This window comes from Streptococcus gingivalis (genome assembly GCF_035544715.1).
GTDB lineage: Bacteria > Bacillota > Bacilli > Lactobacillales > Streptococcaceae > Streptococcus > Streptococcus gingivalis.
Map to the genome: position 1 here is coordinate 659,126 of NZ_JAYKTO010000001.1, position 23,200 is coordinate 682,325.

The 23,200-nt window shown below is 38.8% G+C and carries 21 protein-coding genes; 3 read left to right on the plus strand and 18 right to left on the minus strand.

Annotation, left to right across the window (positions count from 1 at the left end; all coding sequences use genetic code 11):
• Positions 1-28 precede the first annotated feature (28 nt).
• Positions 29-229 carry a ferredoxin gene (locus SM122_RS03275; protein ID WP_155169015.1) on the plus strand — a complete coding sequence of 67 codons (201 nt, stop codon included), beginning with the start codon at positions 29-31 and terminating at the stop codon, positions 227-229.
• A gap of 9 nt (positions 230-238) precedes the next feature.
• Here SM122_RS03275 and SM122_RS03280 read toward each other — a convergent pair whose 3' ends face one another.
• The 16 genes from SM122_RS03280 to SM122_RS03355 all read right to left on the minus strand — a co-directional run bounded on the left by SM122_RS03280 (position 239) and on the right by SM122_RS03355 (position 19,071).
• Positions 239-715 (minus strand): EbsA family protein, encoded by a 477-nt coding sequence (locus SM122_RS03280; RefSeq protein ID WP_003003650.1) that lies wholly within the window; start codon positions 713-715, stop codon positions 239-241.
• A 94-nt stretch (positions 716-809) separates the two neighbouring features.
• Positions 810-3,335: an LTA synthase family protein gene (locus SM122_RS03285; protein WP_155169013.1), complete on the minus strand. Its 2,526-nt coding sequence runs from the start codon at positions 3,333-3,335 to the stop codon at positions 810-812.
• Positions 3,335-5,083, minus strand: a complete 1,749-nt coding sequence (locus SM122_RS03290; protein ID WP_155169011.1) for a rhamnan synthesis F family protein — start codon at positions 5,081-5,083, stop codon at positions 3,335-3,337. Before SM122_RS03290 ends, SM122_RS03285 begins: the two co-directional genes overlap by 1 nt.
• A 1-nt stretch (position 5,084) precedes the next feature.
• Positions 5,085-6,434, minus strand: coding sequence for a glycosyltransferase (locus SM122_RS03295; protein WP_155169009.1), 1,350 nt, complete (start codon positions 6,432-6,434; stop codon positions 5,085-5,087).
• Positions 6,435-6,446: 12 nt separating this feature from the next.
• A complete protein-coding gene (locus SM122_RS03300; RefSeq protein ID WP_003015769.1) occupies positions 6,447-7,670 on the minus strand; it encodes an ABC transporter ATP-binding protein in 1,224 nt (407 codons plus the stop codon).
• A complete protein-coding gene (locus SM122_RS03305) occupies positions 7,670-8,476 on the minus strand; it encodes an ABC transporter permease (protein ID WP_003003247.1) in 807 nt (268 codons plus the stop codon). The genes SM122_RS03300 and SM122_RS03305 overlap by 1 nt, the downstream gene beginning before the upstream one ends.
• A complete protein-coding gene (locus tag SM122_RS03310; protein WP_155169007.1) occupies positions 8,476-9,417 on the minus strand; it encodes a glycosyltransferase family 2 protein in 942 nt (313 codons plus the stop codon). Before SM122_RS03310 ends, SM122_RS03305 begins: the two co-directional genes overlap by 1 nt.
• Positions 9,414-10,562 (minus strand): beta 1-4 rhamnosyltransferase Cps2T, encoded by a 1,149-nt coding sequence (gene cps2T / locus SM122_RS03315; protein ID WP_155169005.1) that lies wholly within the window; start codon positions 10,560-10,562, stop codon positions 9,414-9,416. The genes SM122_RS03310 and cps2T overlap by 4 nt, the downstream gene beginning before the upstream one ends.
• 107 nt (positions 10,563-10,669) lie before the next feature.
• Positions 10,670-11,521, minus strand: coding sequence for a dTDP-4-dehydrorhamnose reductase (rfbD, locus tag SM122_RS03320; RefSeq protein WP_061590794.1), 852 nt, complete (start codon positions 11,519-11,521; stop codon positions 10,670-10,672).
• A 65-nt stretch (positions 11,522-11,586) separates the two neighbouring features.
• Positions 11,587-13,488 (minus strand): hypothetical protein, encoded by a 1,902-nt coding sequence (locus SM122_RS03325; protein WP_155169003.1) that lies wholly within the window; start codon positions 13,486-13,488, stop codon positions 11,587-11,589.
• The gene (locus SM122_RS03330) at positions 13,485-14,414 is read right to left on the minus strand and encodes a glycosyltransferase family 2 protein (RefSeq protein ID WP_155169001.1); all 930 of its coding nucleotides are present in this window, start codon (positions 14,412-14,414) and stop codon (positions 13,485-13,487) included. The genes SM122_RS03325 and SM122_RS03330 overlap by 4 nt, the downstream gene beginning before the upstream one ends.
• 82 nt (positions 14,415-14,496) lie before the next feature.
• Positions 14,497-15,975 (minus strand): DUF2142 domain-containing protein, encoded by a 1,479-nt coding sequence (locus SM122_RS03335; RefSeq protein WP_155168999.1) that lies wholly within the window; start codon positions 15,973-15,975, stop codon positions 14,497-14,499.
• 9 nt (positions 15,976-15,984) lie between these two features.
• Positions 15,985-16,761 carry a glycosyltransferase family 2 protein gene (locus SM122_RS03340; RefSeq protein WP_125826376.1) on the minus strand — a complete coding sequence of 259 codons (777 nt, stop codon included), beginning with the start codon at positions 16,759-16,761 and terminating at the stop codon, positions 15,985-15,987.
• Complete coding sequence (locus SM122_RS03345) at positions 16,757-18,040, minus strand: lipopolysaccharide biosynthesis protein (protein WP_125826270.1); 1,284 nt, start codon at positions 18,038-18,040, stop codon at positions 16,757-16,759. Before SM122_RS03345 ends, SM122_RS03340 begins: the two co-directional genes overlap by 5 nt.
• Complete coding sequence (locus tag SM122_RS03350; RefSeq protein ID WP_155168995.1) at positions 18,030-18,359, minus strand: DUF2304 domain-containing protein; 330 nt, start codon at positions 18,357-18,359, stop codon at positions 18,030-18,032. Before SM122_RS03350 ends, SM122_RS03345 begins: the two co-directional genes overlap by 11 nt.
• Before the next feature lies 1 nt (position 18,360).
• Positions 18,361-19,071 (minus strand): glycosyltransferase family 2 protein, encoded by a 711-nt coding sequence (locus tag SM122_RS03355; protein ID WP_155168993.1) that lies wholly within the window; start codon positions 19,069-19,071, stop codon positions 18,361-18,363.
• A 127-nt stretch (positions 19,072-19,198) separates the two neighbouring features.
• Between SM122_RS03355 and SM122_RS03360 the strand changes: the two genes are divergently transcribed.
• Complete coding sequence (locus SM122_RS03360; RefSeq protein WP_324737793.1) at positions 19,199-20,179, plus strand: Gfo/Idh/MocA family protein; 981 nt, start codon at positions 19,199-19,201, stop codon at positions 20,177-20,179.
• Entirely contained in the window at positions 20,176-21,261 is a 1,086-nt protein-coding gene (locus tag SM122_RS03365) for a DEAD/DEAH box helicase (RefSeq protein ID WP_324737794.1), read from the plus strand. Before SM122_RS03360 ends, SM122_RS03365 begins: the two co-directional genes overlap by 4 nt.
• A 42-nt stretch (positions 21,262-21,303) precedes the next feature.
• Here SM122_RS03365 and SM122_RS03370 read toward each other — a convergent pair whose 3' ends face one another.
• Positions 21,304-22,686 (minus strand): polysaccharide deacetylase family protein, encoded by a 1,383-nt coding sequence (locus tag SM122_RS03370; protein WP_324737795.1) that lies wholly within the window; start codon positions 22,684-22,686, stop codon positions 21,304-21,306.
• A 109-nt stretch (positions 22,687-22,795) separates the two neighbouring features.
• Complete coding sequence (gene gloA, locus SM122_RS03375) at positions 22,796-23,176, minus strand: lactoylglutathione lyase (RefSeq protein ID WP_324737796.1); 381 nt, start codon at positions 23,174-23,176, stop codon at positions 22,796-22,798.
• Positions 23,177-23,200 lie beyond the last annotated feature (24 nt).

Sequence of the window (23,200 nt, forward strand, 5' to 3'; positions counted from 1 at the left end):
TTCTCGTAAAAATCATTACAATAGAAGTATGAAAGTTACGTTAATACCAGATCGTTGCATCGCTTGCGGTCTCTGTCAGACCTATTCTGAATTATTTGATTACCATGACAATGGCATCGTTAAATTTGCTACTGAAGACGACGACCTCCTTGAAAAGGAAGTCCCTGTCACAAACGATGTTCTCGAGGCTATTAAAGAATGCCCCACTCATGCTCTCTTAAAAGATTAAGAGGGCTTTTTATTTGTCTGCATAATACATCTCATAGTAATCCACATGGATGAAATTGTCCGTCAGGATTACTTCTCCCTTAAAATAAGGATTTAAGGCAAGTGCATTGATAAAATATTTCTTCGGCCATTTACGCATACAGAATGTCCGACTGCGCGAACCATCATTAAAAATGAGCTTGATCGATTTCTTATTTACTTCGACCTTTTCAATCGAGTCAATCTTCACCTTGATTGGAGTAAAAGGATTAGCTGTAATAATCCGCAAGATCCCATCCTCATAGATCGTGAAGTAACGATGGACCCCAATCGCGAGCAAGACCATAAATAAAAAGAACGAAAACAAAACTAGCGTTGGCACACTAGAGCTCTCATACATCAAGGCCAGTCCAATAAAGACCGGAATCACTGCAATGGACCAATAAGTCACAAGAATAGATAAGTCCGGTTGCCAATGATAATGGACCTTTCCAAATATCTTAATCATGAGCATACCCCCATCTAATAGTTTAGCATAAAAAACAAAAAAAAGGGAGCCAGACAGCCAAAATCACAAAGATTTTTACCTGCTAGCACTCCTTTTAATTGGATTTGTTGGTTGGGACTTTAAAGAAGTCTTTAGAAAGGTAACCTTTCCCACTAATCAAGTCGTATTCAACCATTTTCAAATCCTCTGCAATTTCTTGCGCTTCCCCTTCTAAAGCCTTTTTATCGACACTTGCTTTTTTCAATACTTCTGTCAACAAAGCATAGTAAGGCGAAACTTTTGAATTGGTCTGTTCAAAGACCATAGCTGAGAAATCACTTGAATTGACCAAAGGATAGTTCAATTTCGGTGCATCAAAATTACTCCAAATAAAGTAGTCTGTCTGATACTGACTCTCCGGATTATTCTTAAAGGCGGACTCAGGATAAAGACCTGGCAAATGATCCCCATAAAATACCACTGTAATCTTCTTATCTATTTTAGAAAGACTTTCCAGGAAGGATTGGGTAGCAGTGTCAGTTTGTGAAAGTAAACGACTGTAGAAAGTCAGTTTTGAATTTTCTTCATCACTAAAACCTTTACCTTTGGCATCCAAGGTTTCTGGATTTGCTTCTAACCATGGGGTATGATTTTGCATGGTCATCACAGAAAAGAATTGTCCGGTTTTGTCGTTTAAGTTATCCAATACAATATTATAGGTGGATTCATCACTCGGACTAATTCCTTCTTTTCTGTACTTGATTCCCTTTGTATCCGTCGTAATAAAATCTTTGAAATCCAATCTCGAATACACGATATCCCGAGAATAATTCGATTTACCTGCTAAGTGAACAGCAACCTTATTCTGTTTTGAGTATGCATTACTGATAGACGGCACATCATGGATCTTAGGAAGGACTTCTGTATACAAGACAGATACAGTTTGTGATAAATTATAGAAAGGTAAACCTGTCAGAGTCTGGAACTCCATATTTGCAGTTCCGCCACCATATCCATCCGATTGCATTTGCCCACTCGTATGGGTCTTCATGATGTTCTCAATATTGGGAATCGGATTTTGCGTAAGCTCTACTCCCTCGACCTTTCTAGGATCAGAAAAACTTTCACTCAGAATATAAATGACCGTTTGATCGTTTAAGTAGTTACTTCTCTCCTTATTGATCTCATTCGACAAGTTGGTATATTTTTGAGCTATTTTCTCAAGACGTTCTTTGGAATAACCATCCGGTTTTGGAACAACCTCCGTCGTCAATTGATTCATCCAAACATAAGACAAGCCCTTATAACGTGCATTGGTCGTATTCCCTAGCCAATTAATATCCTGGTAATTGTTCAGGGTACTTATAATTGGTACATTAGCCTTGATCTTCCCGTTTTCTTTATCACTGAATATCCCATTGACACTCTTAAAACATAAGAGCATCACTGCAATAGCTCCGATTTGTATTTTCCATGAAGAAATAATTCTTCCTTTAAAGAGGTACTTTTTCCCGACAATCAGTAGACAAACCAGGAAGGCCACCAATAAAAAGATGTAAAACATTTGCGCTTTGTCCACAAAGCTCAAAAGCGTCATTGGTTTGGTCAACCAAGTTAAATCACTTGGTAAAACCGGCTCATTCCTCATGCCAAACTTGATGGAATTTGCAACTACAAAAGCTATAGATACAATGGAAATGAGACAGGTAGCAATCCAATATTGATTGATACAAATGTATACAAAGATAAGGATCGCTGTCAAAATAAGGATCTGAAATAAGATGGCATCTGGAATCGTGTAATGAACGCCTAAGAAGGGTTCTGTTCGACCTAAACTGAATTGGATAAAATAATTCAATACAATTGCAATAGTGGTACTAGAGAAGAACACTAAAGAGAAACTCGGTTTGTTCTTGACGAAATCTCGCTGCCCTTTTGTATACAAGAATCCAAGTAAGGAAATCAATGGAAAGAGAATGTATAAGAATTCATTTGTTAACCAAAATTGCTGAGCTGAGTATTTGCCAATTTCAAAGGCCTTATACAAAAAATTATCTGTCCTGTAAATCAGGGTCGAAAAATTTTTGTCTGTTACGATAAAGGTGATCAAGAGTTGCGACAAGACCAGATACTGATAGTTCTCGCCAATCTCTTCTCCTCCTTTTTTCCGACTTGGTAGCTTATCATAATGCTGTCGCAATAGAACCAAACCACCTGTAGAAGCAAACAGAAGGAAAATGACAAGGAAGGAATCCGTTCTAAAGAATGGATTCTGATCAAAATTCCAAACCTTGTATTTTGGATTATTCAAATAGATCGTGATTTCCGTCAAATAAGATAGAGTATTGTAAACCAAATAACTGACAACCAGTTTGAATGGAAACCATTTTTTAAAATTGAACTGGGATAATATTGGAACTAATAGTAGGAAACTTATTCCAAATAAAATTCCTAAAAAATTGACATATTGTAAGACTGTACCAGTTGCCTTGTTGTGAACAGCAAGATTATTCTGGGCTAGATAAAAATTAAAAAAAGAAAATAGAACGAAAGTAATCACATAATACCACTGGGTTCTTGAGACTTTTGATAAAACTGAGAGGATAAATTTCTTAATATTAAACTCTTTTTTCCGTTTCATTATTTCACTTTCTTTATCATTCTTTTTAGTATATATTTCACAGCTCTTGCTGGTCCAATCACAATATACTTCAAGGCCCCTTTAATCCCTCCTATTTGATTAAAGTCCACAAAGGTATGCGGTTGGAGATCCTCACGATTGTTCAATTGCTTATTATCGATAAACGGTGTCAGAACATGTGGGTTTTGAGAGATTCTAAAGTCATATTTTTGATCCCAAGCAATGTAGATCAACAAGCGTTCAATCGCATGAAGGATTGAATTCTGTGGTAGAGGTTCTGCTGGAACATCTGCTGCTGTCAAATTCAAGTCAAAGAGTGGTTTCAAAGCATCGTATTTAAACCAAACAAAAGTCCCATAACTCATAATGAAGGTATTGAGATTTTTGAAGTCAATCGTCTTGGTCGCTCCCATCCGTTCCCAGAGCTTGTTCATCTCTGGTGAAATGAGGGCTTCATTCCAGGCAACCACTATTCGATTGTAACGGAAGAAGGTTGGAATATCTGCGATAGTGATTCCGACTTTTGGATTGGCTTCCATATTGGCTAGGATTTGATCAGCCGGTTTGACCAACATCTCGATCAATTCTTTGCGCCAAGATTCACCTGCCCAGAAATCTGCTTCTTTGGATTTCTTAGTATGGAAATGGCCAACATAATCATATTGAGAAAGTTGCTCTTTTAAGAGCAGCATTGGCAATACATCCCGTCCAATGTTTCCAGTCACCAAAACCGTGGCATCTTGTGCTCGATGAGAAAGAATTTTCTCAATAGTCTGCTTCTTCTCTTCTACATCTGTCGTGATCCATAAGTCATAAGCAAAATGAAAAGCTTGGAAAGCATCTAGAAATTCTTCCAAGAGGTCCACATAAAAGACATGAAGATGAACAGCAACTTTTTTACCGAACTCTCCAGCTAATTCCTGATTTTTCAAGTACTTACGAGACAAGAGATAAGGATAGTCCGGACGATCAATCATAGACATGTGGTTGAGGATCAAATCTAATGGATAGTCCGATATACGTTCCAATTCGTCAAAAATGTAAGGAATGATTCCTTCATTATTCGCAATGGTTTTGACTTTGATAAAAGGAACCTTATGACGGAGAATCGCTGTAGGATTGTAGTAAGAAAAGTCTGGATAGAGCATCCCTGTGGTGTCTTCATGAATGGTATCAAAAACAGTTTTATAGCGAAAACCAGCATCCAAGAAATTCGTTGTGACCTTGGTCTCGTAGTGATCAATCACATCTTGAACATTGGTGAAGTCTTGAACACCCTGCCAAAATTCTGGGAAGGCGTTTGATGTCAGCACCTGTTTTTTAAAACTGAGATAATAACTCTGAATATGCTCGTTAAAATCCTTGTCTTTCCGGTAATTGGTCATACCCCAGAAATCTACTTCATCATCATGTTCAAACTGCTGATAAATAGGTTCTAGATCCCAAAGCGGTCCAAAGCAGGTATCATTCATGAGGGTAACAGAATCAAAGTGAGCCAGTTGATCAAAGCCGACTGTCTTCATTCCATCCCGCCACGCCGCAAAGTCAAAGCCACTATTTTGGCGCTCTAGAATATCGTCTACCAACTGTTGCGAGAACAAATGATCCTTCATATCTTCTGGTAGCTGACTATTGGAGATAAAGACCACCCGTGAATACAAGGGGCGGATTTTTTCTAATTGGTAAAGTACATGTCCACTGATAAAGTTAAATTTATTGAAGTGGACATATAAAAGTAAACGTTGCATATTATTTCCTTATTCTTAAGAATTTCAAGATCTTTGTTGGAATGGTCCAACGTTTGGATGTGATAACGGCGTTATATGCTACTTTCGTAGCTTCTAGATCAGCCTCAAGTTTTTTTATTCTATTCTGACTATCCAAGAACTCAGCTGCAAAAACTTTTCCAATATAATCCGGTGCAGCTATATCATCGACAGGAATCATCTTATAACTTAATCTATATTCTCCTTCTTCCTTAACATCATAGATCAGTTGTGGATCCGGTTCGCTAAAGAAAAAGTAACCATCAACAATGACTCCGTTACTATAAACTGGCGAGTAAACCTTTCCGTTAGAATCTCTCAATTCAACATCAGAGTAATAACTTGGACTTTCAGACAGATCAACTCGGATAACAGAAGTTCCCTTCGGAATTTCGATTGCCAGACTATCTTCTTTTTGAAGAAGTTTGGTCATGGTACGATCTTCCGAATAAGTATTTTCTTCGTCACCAAAATAAATTGTAACAGACTCCATTCCGATGTGTGAAAGAGAATCCATTGGTTTGGAAAGGCGAATCTCATAAGTATTATTACGATCTAAAAGGATCTTCGTCATCTCTTTATAATCGGCATTTGGATATTTATCAAGATAGTCCAGTTGTGTTTGTAGCAACTTATGAAAACGATGTTCTAATTTTTTAAAATCAGTAGGACGAGAATCCGATCCTTGATTAATGGTATAAGCAACTGTCGCTTCATCCAGATAGGCTAAAGAAGTCCGTTGAAAGAGTTCCAATTGGAGGTTGAAAGTATCATCTGATGTCGTTAAATCTAACTCTTGATTGACTTCTAACATCAGATCTCTTTCAACTAGCCATGTAGAGGCCATGGTAAAACCTCTTGTTGCAAGCATCTTTTCATAGGTATCTGCTAATGGAATCGTATGATTAGCAAAGCCAGCCTTAGAAATGAGAGTTCCATTTTCACCATAAATATCAAAATCTGTATTGGACCATTTGCAATCAGGCTCACTTTCTAATAAGTCAACCTGTTTCTGAAGTTTTAAAGGGTCTAACCAAAAATCATCTCCGTCACAGCGGGCAATATACTTTCCACGTGCTTCTTTACAGATAGAGACCCAGGTTTTAGAAATTCCCTGATTCTCATCCTGATAAAAGGCACGAATCAGATCAAGGTAGTTGGCTTGATAATCCTGAATGATAGAACGAGATCCATCGCTTGAAGCATCATCTACCAAGATAATCTCATAATCAAACTCAGTTTGTTGGGCTAAGAAGCTATCAATCGTCTTCTTTAGCCAGGGCTCTTTATTAAAAACCGTACAAATAATCGAAACAAAAGGCGTCGTTTCCATATTTCCCTCAGTCTAGTCAGTCATTGACCATGTTCCATTGCGTTGGATTAAGCCACTTGCCGAATCCATTGCTGATTTATCATCCAAAGCGATATCATCTCGATTGATAAAGATCAGTGGGGTCTGAGTGGCATCTGAAAAGGCCAACATCTGCCCTTCCTCATCCCTTACTGTCACTTCCAATTTCATTTTTAAGTCATTTACAGTTGGCAGTGAACAAGTATAATGAACCGTTTTATGCCCAGTTCCACTCATCAGTTGATTCATAGAATTATCATTGTAGATCCAAATGTTCCGATCGATATCTGTTAAAGACAGAGCGATATAGGTCCTGATATCTTCACGAACATCAAAATCAATCTGAAACTGAATAGGATCTTGAGGACGTAATTTGTTTGAGCTTAACAACTGAAGCTGAAAATTTTCAACCAAGACATTTTCTTCCTGGTTTGAATTACCTGCTCCATTAGCTTCTCCTCCCTGTTGCAAAGGAGCTGTATTATCAAAACTGTACTGATTGGCAACATTTTCTGGACTCCCTAAAGCCTTCACCAAACCATTTTCAATTAAAACAGCCTTGTTACAATATTTCTTGACAGCTCCCATATCATGGGTAACCAGTATCGTGGTCTTCCCTGATTTCTTGCGTTCTTGGAAGTAATCATTACACTTGCGCTGGAAGGCCTCATCTCCTACTGCTAGGACCTCGTCCAAAATCAAGATATCTCCTTGGGCCTTAATGGCAACTGAAAAGGCTAAGCGAACCTGCATGCCTGATGAGTAGTTCTTAAGCTTTTGGTTCATGAATTCATGCAACTCAGCAAAGTCTACGATATCATCATACATGGCATCAATTTCAGCTGTCGAGAAACCCAGCATAGCTCCATTCATATAGACATTTTCTCGACCTGTCAGTTCTGGGTTAAAGCCCACTCCAAGCTCAATAAAGGACACCAGTTTCCCATCGATGGTGACGGTGCCTTTTTCTGGCACATAGATTTCAGAAATAATTTTCAAGAGAGTCGATTTTCCAGAACCATTTCTTCCGAGGATCCCGAAAAAGTCTCCTTTTTCTACTTCAAAAGAAATATCCTTAAGCACATGTTGTTCTTTATAGCCTTTGATTCCTTTGAAGCGATTGACCAGGGCAGTTCGAAGACTATTGGTCGCCTCTGTTGGCAACTTAAAGTACTTGCTGACATGGTCTACTTTTACTGCAATTTGTTTATCTGTCATTAGAGAATCTCCGCAAATTTCTTAGCATGTTTGTTAAAGTAAGCAAAGCCAGCAACAAAAATAAGAATTGGTAAAACATAAGGAATCAAAACCAAGAACTTATTTTCCACCAAAAGCCAGACAGGGGTGTTGGCCTTATCAATCAAGAAGTATCGCATGTCTTGAATAATTTGGGCCAAAGGATTCATCATGACCAACTTAGCAGCCCAGGGATTGCGGTCTGCAATAAAGGTAATTGGATAGATAATTGGCGTCGCATACAGGCCGGCTTGCAGGAGTACTTCCCAGACTTGACCTAGGTCACGGAAACGGACAAAAAATGTCGCTAAGATCAATGCACATCCTGTCGCCATCAAGAACAACTCAAAGAATAGCGGAATCACCATCAAAGCTGTCCAAGAGAATGTCACCCCATTAAAGAATGAAAAAATCAAGACAACAACCAGGTTAATGACAAAGTTAATCGCTGCTCCTGAAATCGCAGACAAGACAATGATGTGTTTGGAGAAGTTCAATTTTCGCAACAAGTCGCCTCGACTAACAATAGACACCATCCCCATAGATGTTGCTTCTGAGAAAAAGCCCCAGATTACATTGGCCAACAAGAGGGCAACTGGGAAATGGGGCACATCTCCACCCAAGCGTAAGAATCGGATGAAGACAATATACATGATCGTAAAGGTCATCAGGGGCTTTAAAATCGACCAAAGATAACCGATTGCTGATCCTTGGTAACGTAATTTAAAGTCTGTTTTGATTAATTCTCTTAATAAAATTCGATTTTTCTGACTAAAAACGTCAAACATTATTTTTTACCTCGATATGCAAACTTTGTCAGAATCAAGCTGGTAAACACAACCGTATGAAAAGCCCGGTTCTTCCGGTAACCGTACTGACGAATCCGTCTCAAACGTTCTTTTAGTGAAACATCCATAATGGTGACAAAGTTTTCAATGATTTCTTTAGTTTGGGAACTGACAGGCAGATCCAATAGATTTTTTGCTTGTTCTTGACTGGACTCAATGAGATTCCAATATTTAGCAAAAAGAATATGAGGGCGAACCCAATTTTTAACCCGTTTTCTAAGGGTACGAGCCCCCAGAACATTGCTACTGTGCTGACGGTACAATTCTGTTGGCCGATCGATATAGATGAGCTTCCCAAATGCAGTTGCCAACAAGGCCAAATACCAATCATGCATAAGAAGTGCATGTTTTTCTTGACCCGTCCATAAGTCAGCCAGCGCGTGGTTAATCATGGCTACACCGCCAGTTACCGTATTTTCCGTCAACTCTTGAATCAATTCTGTATTGGCATGATCAGACTGGGTGCGAATCATACTCTCATGCTGAACATTCAAGTTTTCATCGACTACTTTTAAATCGGTGTAGACCAGCAAAGGCATTTCTTGAGGATGCTTCTCGGCTTCTGCTACTTGAAGAGCAATTTTTTCAGGAAGCCAGACATCATCTTGGTCACTGAAGCAATAAAGATCTGCTTTCTCGTATTTCAGAAGCGCATGGAAGCTCTTGATAACACCGAGATTTTCGATAGCTCCTTGATTGATAAAACGAATGCGCTCATCCTGGGCCACCAACTCTTGAATAATCTTCACCGTACCATCTGTCGACCCATCATCTCGGATCAAGAGTTTCCAGTCTTGATAAGTCTGGTCTTGGATACTTTTGACCTGCTCTTTTAGATACTGTTCACCATTATAGGTGGACAACAAGATATTTACTTTCATGATAAGAATAATTCCTCGTACTCACCTACAATTTTTTCCCAGGTAAAGTTTTGCTTCATATTGGCCTTGGCACGTTGACCCCATTCAGATACATCTTCTAAAGGATCGACCTGATCAATCAAATGCGCCAAATTTCCAGTTTCTTTAGTCCAATAGTGAGCTGTGTCCTTGGCAACCGTTTGGTTAAAGGAGACTCCTAAAACTAAATTCAGATCCGTGTGAGCAAGAGCCTCTAAGAGACCCGGATTGGTTCCGCCCACTTCATGACCATGGATATAGGCAAAGGCTTCTTTACGGATATACTTCAACAGGTCTTGGTCATAGACCGTTCCTACAAACTTGACGCGTGGATCCTGATCAAATTCAGTACAATCTCGGAGCTCCTCAAAATAAGGATTGCCTTCCTGGTTACAAATGATCACCAAATCCCTTTTGGTGGAAGAGGCCATAAATTCACGAATGGCGGTCTCGTAATTATTTTCTGGGACAAAACGGCCCAAAATTAGGTAATAGTTTTTCTCCTGAGTCTGCCACTTGTGATAGAATTCTCGGACCTTATTATCCTGACTACTTAGGCTGGTTGGAGACAAGTCCGTCCCATAGGCAATATAGGTCGTCTTGGACCAAGGATAGGCTTCCTTGATATAAGACTCAATACCCGGGTTGTCAGAAATCACCAAGTCAGCATGGCGCGTCATGATTTTTTCAGAATACTTGAGATAGGCTTGGATCGGTTTGGCCCACTTGGCCCGCTTCCACTCCAGTCCATCTGGATTGATATAAAATTGGCCACCCATTTTATGGATCTTGCGCGCAAAAGGTGCTACGAAAGCACCAATGGTATTGCCCAAAACATAAAAAATCGGCTTTTCAATTCCTTGCTTCTCGATGACCTTCAGGGCATAGCTGATGGCCATCATATCATAGGCAATGACCCGCGCAGGCCCAAGCTTAGGGGCTTTAATGGTAAAACAATCGACACCCTTGTAGTCAAAATGTTGAAAAGCTTGATCATTAGAAAGGCAGGCAACATGATATTGGATATCTGGAGACACTTGATACGAAACCAATTGGTCCACAAAAGTCTCAAAACCGCCATATTGAGCCGGAAGCCCACGACTTCCGATAATAAAAACATGTTGCATAGAGTTCCCTTTCAAATCATTTACAGTCTATTCAATTATACCATTTTCTAGGCTTTTTGCCTAATCCAAACAGAAAAGCGACCCTCAAGGGCCGCTTCAAATTTCTCTTATTTCACTTCTTGTTTATAAAATTCTTTCAAGGCATCTTGCCAAGTTGGAATAACGAATCCTGTAGCTTTCGCTTTTGCCAAACTCATTGTTGAGTTCAGTGGACGTTTCGCTTTAGCTGGGAATTGGCTAGAATCCACTGGTTTCACTTCTACATCCGTATCTTTGAGGATTTCAACTGCAAAGTCATACCAAGTTGTATCTTCTTTCGCATCATTTGACAAGTGGTAATAACCATATTCCTTACGGTTTTCAGCCAAATAAGTCATAAACTCTGCAAGAGTACGTGTCCAGGTTGGACGACCATGTTGATCATTAACGACCGTAAGTGTTTTGTGAGTCTTGGCAAGGTTTTGCATGGTGAAGACAAAGTTCTTACCGTAGTTCCCGAAGACCCAAGCTGTACGGATGATATAGAAATTGGAAACATGTTTCTCAACCAATTCTTCTCCCATACGTTTGGTACGACCGTACTCAGTTTGAGGATCTGGTTGATCGTCTACTTCCCATTCTTGTCCAACTGGTTTTTTACCGTCAAAAACGTAGTCGGTTGAGATATAGACCAAGGTTGCACCATGCTTTTCAGATGCCTTTGCTACATTTTCCGTACCAGTCACATTGATGGCATAGTCCAACTCTTTTCCTTCTTCTTCTGCCGCATCAACAGCTGTATAGGCAGCACAGTGATATACCAAGGTTGGTTTTACTTCCTCAAATACCTCGTCTACTTTCTCTGCATTTGTGATGTCCATTTCAGCTACATCAACAGCTACATATTCTTCATTTCGTTCATCTAACAAATGGCGAAGCTCCGTTCCAAGTTGACCATTTGCACCTGTAATTAAAATCATGTTAAATTCCTTTCAAATGCTTTTTCCCTATCATTATAGCAAAAAAAGCAGAAGTTTTCTGCTTTTTAAGATGGGAATTGCTCCTTATTTTTTGAATACTTCTGCTTAAAAATAAAGAATACCAGTATCCAAGAGATCCATTCTATCATGAAACCAAGATTCTGTATAAATGTCTTGTGATAAGAAACTTTGACATGGCCAGAATTTCGAATAGATAAATAAATTTTTCCGTTATTTAAAACCTTTTCTGAGACAGTTGGTTTCCGATCTTTTTTATTTTCTTTTAATTCTGATTCGGTAAAAGCACGCTGTTTCAACACAGGTTGAGAACCTTCTGCACCCTTAGAATATTCTGCGCGATATCCTTTGTACCATATCATTGGTATAGAAATAGTTGTTTCTTTTTTATCATCAGGAACCTCTATATCGAATTCTAAAAGATTGTATCTCTTTTTAATAGTTGATATTTTTACATCCTTAGCTGTTTGAAATTCTGTAAATTGTGGTAAGCGTATATCTTGGTTATTGATATCAAGATTATAATATTCATCACCTACAGGATCAATATATTTTGATTTGTCCCCTCTATATACTGATTTCAGTAATTTTTCATTCTTTTTATTATCATCCCGCATCTGTTTATAGTTTTTTGAAGAGGTATCAAATTGAGGGACAACATGATTGAAATAGAAAGTTAAACTCAAGATGCATAAGACAATAGAGAAAAATCCATTTCTATTTGTTACAGCAAGAAAGAATAGGAACAAGAGGGGAATGAAAAACAATAGACGCCCTGAATACTGCATACTCCCTAAAAAAGTGTATTTCAATACGGAATTCCAAGGCAGAAGACTCGTTGCAGAAAAATATAAGATCCAACAAGTCCAAAATATGGTTTTACTTAAACTCCCTAGACGGCGATAAAATAAGATCACCATCATACTCGCATAGAATAGGCCATCTCGTACGAATTGATGGATCGGCCACTCTAATGGTGTGAAAGGTTTATAAAAACCATATCGATCTGCTTGAAATGGAAAAGGAACCAAAAAAGTATCTTTCACATTGACAGGAAAATTTCTCGCTGTCCATGTGAAGAAAAATTTTTGTGATGAAACCTGTTCCAGATATTGAAAAATGTATCCTGCCGACAAACATAAGGCAAACAAGATAGAAAATACAAAAGAGATAATCTTTTCAAGTGTGATCCTTTTATAATTTAAACATAAAAATACCGCAGAAAAAATTGCTAATATGATCGTTGATAAAATATGGGTTTGAATTAAAAGCGCTACTACAATCCCCAAATAAAGAGGGTTCTTTTTGTTTAAGTAGAGCACACGATAAATAGAATAAATAAGAATTGGGACAAGTGGCACTACCATGGTCATTCCAAAACCAAATAAGGTGTAATAACAAGGAATGGTCAAGGCCACTACTATACCAGTCAGCTTATTTTTTACTATTTTTGAAACAACAATATAACTTGTTAGGCTTGTACCAAGAGTGATCAAAAATGCAAATATAGAATAAGCAAGATTTCCATCGTTGGTCATCATATAAACGATGGCTGACGGATAAAACTGCCAATTTCCATAAAACATAGGAGAAGCATATCCCGTACCGAATGCAAATAAAAAATTCAGATTGGGGAGTAAATCCCAATGCTCAATGGACTCTGCTAAGCCGACAATGCGGGATAAATGGAAGACATAGTCATATGAGCGACTTTGAAAATTGATCAGATTGAAAGATACAAATGTAAAAATGAGCGCATAGGAAGTTAGTAATAGAAAGACCAACTTATTGCTGATTTGGTTGAAAACATCTATAAGCCGGTCAATATAACTGCGGATCCCTTTTACCATATCCAACTGATTGATCTTATCGAGGAGCCGATCCATTCCCTCGTAAAATCTATCTATCCTTTGCTTAGCAGCAAGACTCATACTTAGGATATTCTTCATTCTTCACTTTTCTCTTTGATCACATAGATTGGACGTTTCTTGGTTTCCATGAAGATCTTACCAATATATTTCCCTAAAATCCCGATGGTCAATAATTGGAACCCTCCCAGGAAAAGAATCACTGTCATAAGAGATGGCCAACCTGAAGTAGGATCCCCAAAGACCAAGGTGCGGATTACAATCAAAATCATCATGATAAAGGCCAAAATCCAAGATAACAGTCCACCAATAAAAGCAATGTTTAATGGAGCATCCGAGAAATTGACAATCCCTTCAATCGAATACTTAAAGAGGGACCAAAAATTCCAGGACGTCTCTCCTGCCACACGCTCTACATTTTTATATTCGAGGTATTCTGTCTCAAATCCTACCCAAGCAAAAATTCCTTTTGAGAAACGATTGTACTCCGATAATTCCATGATAGCATCAACCATTGGACGTCGCATCAAACGGAAATCACGGGCCCCGTCCACCATTTCCACTTGGCTAATATGATTGATTAATTTATAAAACATCCGCGCAAAGAAAGAGCGGATCGGCGGTTCCCCATCACGGGTTACGCGTCTCGTTCCGACGCAGTCTAGATCTGGTTGTTCCTCCAACTTCTGCTTCATTTCGATCAATAACTCCGGTGGGTCCTGCAAATCTACATCCATAACCGTCACATATTCGCCATTAGCACGTTCAAGTCCAGCGTACAGCGCCGCCTCTTTCCCGAAATTTCGAGAAAAAGAAAGGTAGTGCACATTTGAATCTGTAACATGTAGCTTTCGAAGAACGGATAGCGTACCATCTGAAGAGCCATCATTTATAAAAATATATTCAAACTTTTCTCCCATTTTCATCCGAACACGTTCCATCTCTCGATAAAACAATGGAATGGATTCTTCTTCGTTAAAACATGGGACTACAACTGATATGGTCATCTCTTACTCCTTGACTTATTCACTTTCTATTGTAACAAAAAACTAGGGTTTCCCCTAGTAATAACTTATTTTAGTCTTTTAATTAAACTGCAGCATATAAAACAGAGATGGTTTGTAGTAATGTTAGAGATAAAATAATGAGACTACTTTGTACCACAAAATGATCAGAGAACTTTTGTTCATCTGGAACTCTTTGCTTAAATAAACTACAAATAACTGGTAGACAAAGAGCGACAACACCTAAGTAATATCGGCCTTGAACTCCTAAAACTTCAAAATTTCCAACTGGTGTCCAGGTCAGATACAAGGTCAAAGAAATTAAACCAACAATTGCAAAAGAAACCAAACTTGCTCCTACTACTGATACTTTAGGAAGTTTGATTTTCCCAATATTTGAAAAAGTAATCAAAGTATAAAGAGCATAAATTGGAATAAGGACTTCTGACATCGACAAATCTAACCAACCAAAGGTATAGAGTTGATTCAAATGACTGACTGATAATAACATCTCCTTCAAAATCACTGGAAGATACCAATGAGGTTTTGAAATGATGCTACTAATTTGCCCTTTTACATCTGCGCCCTCCAGTTTAAAGTTCTCAATTCGAACTTGCTGGGTAAGAACATACCAAAAAATCGTAAAGACAAAGACTGAGATAATCAAAGCGAGAGAAATGAGATAGTAGTTTTTACATTGCGTTTTCTTTTTCGGTATAAATAGCAATAATCCCACAAGCAAGACATAAGGAAGCTTCATTGTTACAAGGATCACGCAAAGGAAAGCATAAAGCAATAAATCCTTTATTTTAACTACTTTTTCATCATCTGTTACATAATTCAAAAACAGTCCAATAATGATGTAGGTTAAACCTAAGGCTACACTATCTTGATTATAAGAAGCAGCTAGAACCAGGTTCATTGGAAACATTGTTACCATTGTCATCAACTGCTTCGCTTTCCCACTTAATTTAATGGCAATGAGAGCTAAAATACAGTAAGCAATGACATTAAAAATTCGACCAAGATAATAGGAGACTCCTACACTCAAATTCAAAAATTTTCCAATCCCAAATCCAAGAGCCTGAGGGATATAACCAATAAACCAATATGAGTTGGTTGCCCTGTAATCTGTTTCTTTCCCAAACTTCACTTGTTTGGTCGTCTGCCCTTCTTCAAATAAAGAAGATTTAGTAAATGGTTTTTTGAAGTTCTTATAAACATCAAAGTAATCTTCCGTAATATGGATGTTTTTATTCCCCATATTGACGTTGCCTTCCACAATATGAATGGTTCTTGAAAGGTGAACTTGTTCATCTGGTGTATTCAAAACGGGTGTAATGAAAGCAAAGGACAGACCACCAATGAGCATCGCAAGGAATGTCCCAACACTCTTCTTCGGTAAAAGAAAAATGAAAAAAGCCAATACAACAAATAACGCTACACCAATTTTAGGAAAATCTACTAAGCGCTTTGTATAAATCACTGCAATACAAAAGGCCAAAACTGCGAAAGTTACTAAATACTTTTTATTTCGCTCATAACTATCAACAAAATATCCCATCAGTTTCTCCTACTTATTCGAATTTTGACTCTTCACATATTGTCTCATCAACAACTTGGCCATCCATTTAGGCCAGAAGAGTTGGTACATGTATAGATCTTCTTTACTACGCGTATTGTCTGCAATGGTTTTTGATGTTTCAGACTCTCCATGGATACGGTGGCACATGAGTTTGTCAGATACATAAGCAAAACGACCTTTGTACTCGCTGATCTTATACCATGCGTACCAATCCAAACTCACTCTCATTCCTTCATCAAAATAGAAATTCTTCAAATTTTCACGATTATAGGTGACAGCTGGACAACAAATCGGATTCCCAAAAGCCATTACACGGTTTCGCCAAAAGTGACTAGCAGGAAAAAGATTCATGGTTTTTAACATCAAGGTTTTGATCTTCAGATTTGTATTCGCAGGAATCTTATGGCCATCTTTTTCTTCAAAATAATCAGAATACCCAATCAACACATCTTGATTTTTTTCCATCTTAGCCAAAACTTTCTCAGCATAGTCCGGCTCATAATAATCATCCTGATGGGCGATGGTAGCATACTTCGTCTCTACAAAAGACATGGCATTGTTCCAATCCTTACCAATCCCACCACCTTGCTTGGTGTAAAATGGAATAGCATAACGCTGACAAAGTTCCTTGATCGAATCCAGTGGTGTTGAACTGTAACAGATAATCTGTGATTGGAGAGTTTGATTCTTCAAGGATTGAATACAAGCTTCCAAGTATTCGCTCTCACCATAAGCACAAATCACCCACGTATGTTGTTGATTAATGAGCATAGTCCTTCCTTTCTATTTTTCTTGCAATAAAATAAGCAAGTAAACTTCCACTAAAATAAACAGACATCACGATGAAAAAGCTTAAAGACGCACCTAGAAGTCCCATTTTTTGTACCAAATCATTATTTGTCAATTTGGAAGCTATAAACATGAATAAATACACAGGCAATAGATACGTTTGTTTTCGAATAACCGTCATGACATCCCCAAAAACAATCCCAATAGAATACAGAATTCCAGAAAAAACAAGGATGGCTAGGGTAGTACTATGCTGGTTTAAAGGTAAACCAAAAACAAGACTTAATATCGGCGTCCCGATCAAATAAGCTAGCACAGTTAATACCAAGCCGACACCCAAAACAATGACAAACATCTTCGCAATGATGGCATCAAATTTTTTCAATTCTTTATTCTTCCATAAGATCGCTAATTGCGTTGTTAAGGGTCTAAGAATTAAAATAAAGAGACTCATAAAAAAGACAGGCATAAACAAAATATTAAAGTCCCGTTGTGTCCCTGCAATAAAGTGTCCCAGTCTAATTTCAGAGTCAATCGCGATTCTAGGCTCATTGAAAATATAAGCTAGTAAAAATCCACTAATGAAGAGAGGAATACAATTCTTTAAAATAGTGATCGCATCAAATAGGTCTCTTTTGAGATTTTTTACTGAGAAATCAATTGTTTCAAATTCTTTTGATTTTACATAATCATAACAAAATACAAAGATAAAGTTTAAAACAACTAAGTAAAGCAATGATTGTGTTAATGACTTTGTAATAAGCAAAAATGCCAACAAAAGAATCGTGCTGAAAGAATAACGAATGGTCATTGATTTGCCAGCGATATCTAATCGTTCGTGACGTTGAAACAATCCTTGGAAAAGATCTGAAATTGCCTCACACATACGAAATAGAACGTACAAGCCAATAATCGCAATTTTTGAACTCTCATGTAGATCAATTCCTGAAACAAAAAGGTAAGGAAAAAAGATCGCCATCATGAGTAGGAAAGAGAGACATCTGGCAATACTGTAACTGGTAAAGGAGTGTCTAAAGAGAACATCTGTCCCTTGGTAGCTTCGAACTTGAAACATGCCTACTACTACTAGAATCGCAGCAATCCCATAGGCAAGACTAAAAGAATCTGCTTCCATTGGCGAGGTCATGCGTGTAACGATCAATGTAAATAGTACAGATGATCCAGCAAATGCCAAGTTCCCTAACAGATTCCAAAAATACACCTTCTCCGTTGAAACAGGTTGATTATTCTTCATGCTCTTTTACCTGTAATGCAATCTTCTGAGACAATTGTCGAATTTGAACGGATTGTTTTGAGGTAATCCGAGTTAAAGAGAAGTTTAAATAGACAAGTAAACAGAATCCTAAGAAAAAGATTAGATTGCTTGGAACTTGAATTCCTAACATTTTTGATACCTGTCCAATCAAATTAGGAAACCAAATGACTGGCAACGAGACGATACAAAGAATAAGCCAAGAGATGACATTTCTCAGTTCAACGACTTTCTTTGCAACTAGGCGTAGAATATAAACGATAAAAATAATTACAATAAGGGTTAACCAAATATTTAACATGTTATTTCTTATATCCTCCACCAATTCTAGCCAATAACATTGCCATAGTCACTTTAATCATATAGTAAACAGATTTGCTTAATGTGATAGATGATTCCCCGTGCTCTCGTTCGTTCATTAATACAGGCACTTCTGCAACTGAATATCCTGAGGTTAACAGGGACACAATCGTCTCTGGTTCTGGATAATCACTTGGGTATTGTTTAGCAAATTCTTCAATCACTTTTCGATCAGCCACCCGCAATCCTGATGTAGGATCTGTTACCTTTTGACCGGTTAAAATCTTAATTAATTTTTCAAAAAATGAAATTCCAATCCGTCGTGCGAAAGAGGATTGGAAACCTTGATTTTCAATAAAACGAGAGCCAATCACCATGTTCACATTCTTCTCTTGAAGGACTTGAAGCATCTTTCTGATAAATTCAGGATTATGCTGACCATCTCCATCCACTTGAACAGCATATTGATAGCCATTTTTAACTGCATATTGATAACCAGTTTGGACAGCACCACCAATTCCTAAATTAATCGGTAAATCGATAACATTAAAGTTGTTCTTGCGACAAATTTCAAGTGTATGATCTGTAGAACAATCATTGATAATGACATAATCAAATTCAGGTGTATGTTCTTCAATCATCTTGATTGTTTTTTCAATATTTCCACTCTCATTATAAGCCGGAATAATGATCAATAATTCTGAATTTCTCAATCCTATTGTTTTCCCTTCTAAGCATATCACTTCATTATACAATAATCAGTGCATATTTTCTACTTTATACTGTCCCCTCCCCCTTTTCATGGTATAATAGAGTGAATCGATTACGGAAGGACACCTTATGTTAAAGCTGGGAATTATTGGTACGAGTTGGATTTCACATGAATTTATTACAGCTGCTCATCAGACGGGCCACTATCACTTGCAGGCTGTGTATTCGAGAAAGATGAAGACAGCTCAAGAGTTTTGTGAGCCTTATGGAGAGATCTCTTGCTACACGGATATCATCGACTTCTTAGACAGTGAGCTGGATGTGATTTACATTGCTAGCCCCAATTCTCTTCATTTCGCTCAGGCCAAGCTTGCTATTCTGGCCAAGAAGCATGTCATCATTGAAAAACCGGCTGTGACCACCCCCTCTGAATGGAAGGAACTGGTCAAGCTCGCTAATGAGCACCAGGTCTATCTCTTTGAAGCTGCCAGAAATTACCAAGAAGCAGCCTTTCAAGTAGTTAAAGACTTCCTCTCTAATCAGGAAATACTGGGTGCCAACTTCACCTTTGCCAAATATTCTTCCAAATTGCCAGCCCTTCTTGCAGGTGAGATGCCCAATATTTTCTCAGATGTCTATGCAGGTGGAGCCTTGATGGATCTGGGAGTCTACTGCCTCTACCTGACCATTGGCTTCTTTGGAGAACCCATCTCCAGCCACTATAGCGCTCAGCAATTACCCAATTCGGTTGATCTCTATGGTCAAGGTGTCTTGATTTATCCAGATTTTCAGGTTGCTATTCAGGCAGGGAAAAATATCACCAGCCATCTACCTGCTGAAATCTACACCAAGACTGGAACACTAACTCTCAATGCTGTAGCAGCCATCAACCAGGCTCGCTTCGTCAGCTATTCTGGAGAGGTCATCGACCTTCCGATCCAGCCCTGCCCACACCAAATGCAAGAAGAGGCGGAAGCCTTTGCCCTTGCCATCGCTCATCAAAAGCCGTCTGCTTATCTTGAGTGGTTACAAACAGCTGAGCAGGTCCATGAAACCCTCTACCAGATGCGTCAAAGCGCTGGAATACAATTTAAGGATGAAAAAGAATGAAAGAACAATTTCCACAAAACTGGAAAGATCAGCTAGAAACACTCGGATTTGATACATTCACTGAAATTCAGGAACAAATCTTCTCCCCTATCTATGAAGGAGAAAATGTCCTCGGGATCAGTCCTACCGGTACTGGTAAGACTCTCGCCTACCTCTTTCCGAGCTTGCTCAAACTCAAACCGAAGAAGGCCCAACAACTCTTGATTTTGGCTCCTAATACAGAATTAGCTGGACAAATTTTTGATGTCACCAAGCAATGGGCAGAGCCTCTTGGGCTCCAGACCCAACTCTTCCTGTCAGGATCCAGTCAAAAACGGCAAATCGAACGTCTCAAAAAAGGACCTGAAATTCTAATTGGGACGCCTGGTCGAATCTTTGAACTGATCAAGCTGAAAAAGATCAAAATGATGAATGTGGAAACCATCATTTTAGATGAATTTGACCAATTACTGAGTGATTCTCAGTACCACTTCGTCGAAAAGATCAGCCACTATGCTCCCCGCGACCACCAACATATCTACATGAGCGCCACAGCCAAGGTCGATCCAGATCAGCTAGAAGAGAATACTCTTCGCATTACAGTTGATGGAGTTTCTTTGGACAATATCCAACATTTTTATATGCAAGTGGATAAGCGGGACAAGGTCGAATTGCTCCGCAAACTCGCCTACGTCGAAGATTTTCGTGGTCTGGCTTTTTTCAATAGCCTGTCTGATCTGGGTAGTGCTGAAGAAAAACTACAATACCGTGGTGTTGAGGCCGTATCGCTCGCCAGCGATGTCAATGTCAAATACCGCAAGGTCATTCTGGAACGCTTCAAAGACCATCAGCTGACCCTCTTGCTGGCCACCGATTTGGTCGCTCGTGGAATCGATATTGAACATCTTGAGTGTGTGATTAACTACGATATTCCTCGTGATGTGGAGACCTATACCCACCGTGCCGGTCGAACAGGACGAATGGGGCGTGATGGCTATGTGATCACCTTTATCACCCACCCAGAAGAACTCAAAGCCTTGAAAAAATACGCTTCTGTCCGTGAACTGGTTTTAAAAAATTCCGAACTCTTTTTAAATGAATAAGAAAATCCTCTGCTAGTGAAAGAACTGCAGAGGATTTTTACGTTAATTTCCATTGTAATAGATGCGATGACTTTCAAGTTGGTAATCCAACAACTCATCCACCGTTACAAAGGTATAGCCTTGTGATTTGAGGTAGTCAAGGACGGTCGGTAGAGCGTCAATCGTGGTTTGATGGATATCATGCATGAGGATAATCGAACCCGGTTTGACTTCTTTTTTCACTTCATTGAGAATGGCCGTCGTATTATGTGTCTTCCAATCTAGACTATCCACATCCCACATGATGAAGGACTGGTCTACACTGTATTGGATGGCGTTATTGATGGCTCCATACGGAGGCCGCGTGATCTTAGTCTGAACGCCTGTCGCTTTTTGAATAGCTTCTTGGGTATCCAATATCTCTTTTTTGGCATTATCCAAGCTCAATTTTGGCAATTGAGGGTGATCCCAGGTATGGTTCCCGATTTGATGACCTTCTTTGCGGACTCGCTTAGCAATATCAGGATTCGCACTGACATTTTTTCCGACCATAAAGAAGGTAGCTTTTGCATTGTATTTCTTCAAGATAGCCAGTGCCTGAGGAGTCGTCGTTGGATCCGGTCCATCATCAAAGGTCAAGGCAATCATCTTACGATGGCGTTCTTCAATATAGGATTGGTAAGAAGCTAGATCATCAGGAAGCAAGCGCTCTGTATCAATCACGTCATAGAATTTAGATAAGGGAACAGTAAAGGTATCGTCGCCTTTAACCTTGCTTGGAAATGGAATGGTGAAATTCCCTTTTTCATATTGGAATTCCCATTGGCTCAAGTCCAACTCTGAGAAGTGGGCAACCATTTGATCAATGCTTTCCTCATCTAGCTGACGAAAGGATAGATTCCCTCGTAATTCCTCCAAAAAGATCTGCTTGGCTCCATCTGGATCCGCAAAAACCTGGCTGAGGGTCAGAGGGTTACTCTCATCATCCAAGTAAAAGAGGGGCAACTTCACCGTCTCATCTTTAATGAATTTTCCTTTTTTGTACTGGTATTCAGCCCGTTTAATTTGGATCGGGTGATAGCCGACAAAAGGTGCTTCTGCTTCTTCACTATGGTAGAAGGTCAAATGCTTTGGCTCCTTGGTTTTCTCATCGGATCCTAGACGCTGAAGATCTTCTTGGATCTTCTCTTTCACAATCTCAACAGCTTGTCCATCTTTAGTAGGATAATAAGCTGTCACATAAGAAGTTCCTAAAATCCCTTCCTGAACTTGAACATCTTTCCCTTTTTCAGAGCTTTTCTCGAGTTGGGTGACCTTGGCAAACTGATCCTGATAGGCTTTTTGTTCACGAACCCTTTGAATCTTTTGATAGCTAATATACAAAAGACTCAATAAAAGGAGATTTGTAATGATTAATAAAATAGTTTTCGTGTGTTTGAATCTCATAACTTTATTATAGCAAATTTCTATCGAAAAAACATTCCTTTTTTGTAAATGGTTTCATAAAAAGAGGGCGACTGTCGTCGCCGACAGCGGCCCTTGTTTTTAGTCCCTCTTATTTTTCGCGAATGACTTCTACTTTATATCCATCCGGATCTACAACGAAATAATAATTCGGTTTCGTTCCTGGAAGACCTTTTGGTTCCGTCACTTCATAGCCTTTAGCCTTGTGTTCAGCATTTAAAGCTTCTAGATCAGGAGTACTCAAGGCAACGTGAGCATAGCCATCTCCGATGACATATGGACCATGATCATAATTGTAAGTCAATTCCAACTCATAGTCATCTCCAGGCAAGGCCAAATAGACAATCGTGAACTTATAGTCTGGAAAATCTTTCCGACGTTTTTCTTCAAAACCAAAAGCATCTTGGTAAAAAGCGATTGATTTTTCTAAGTTTTCTACACGAAGGCAAGTGTGCAACATTTTTGAACTCATAGGTTTTCCTCTTTTCTATTTTTA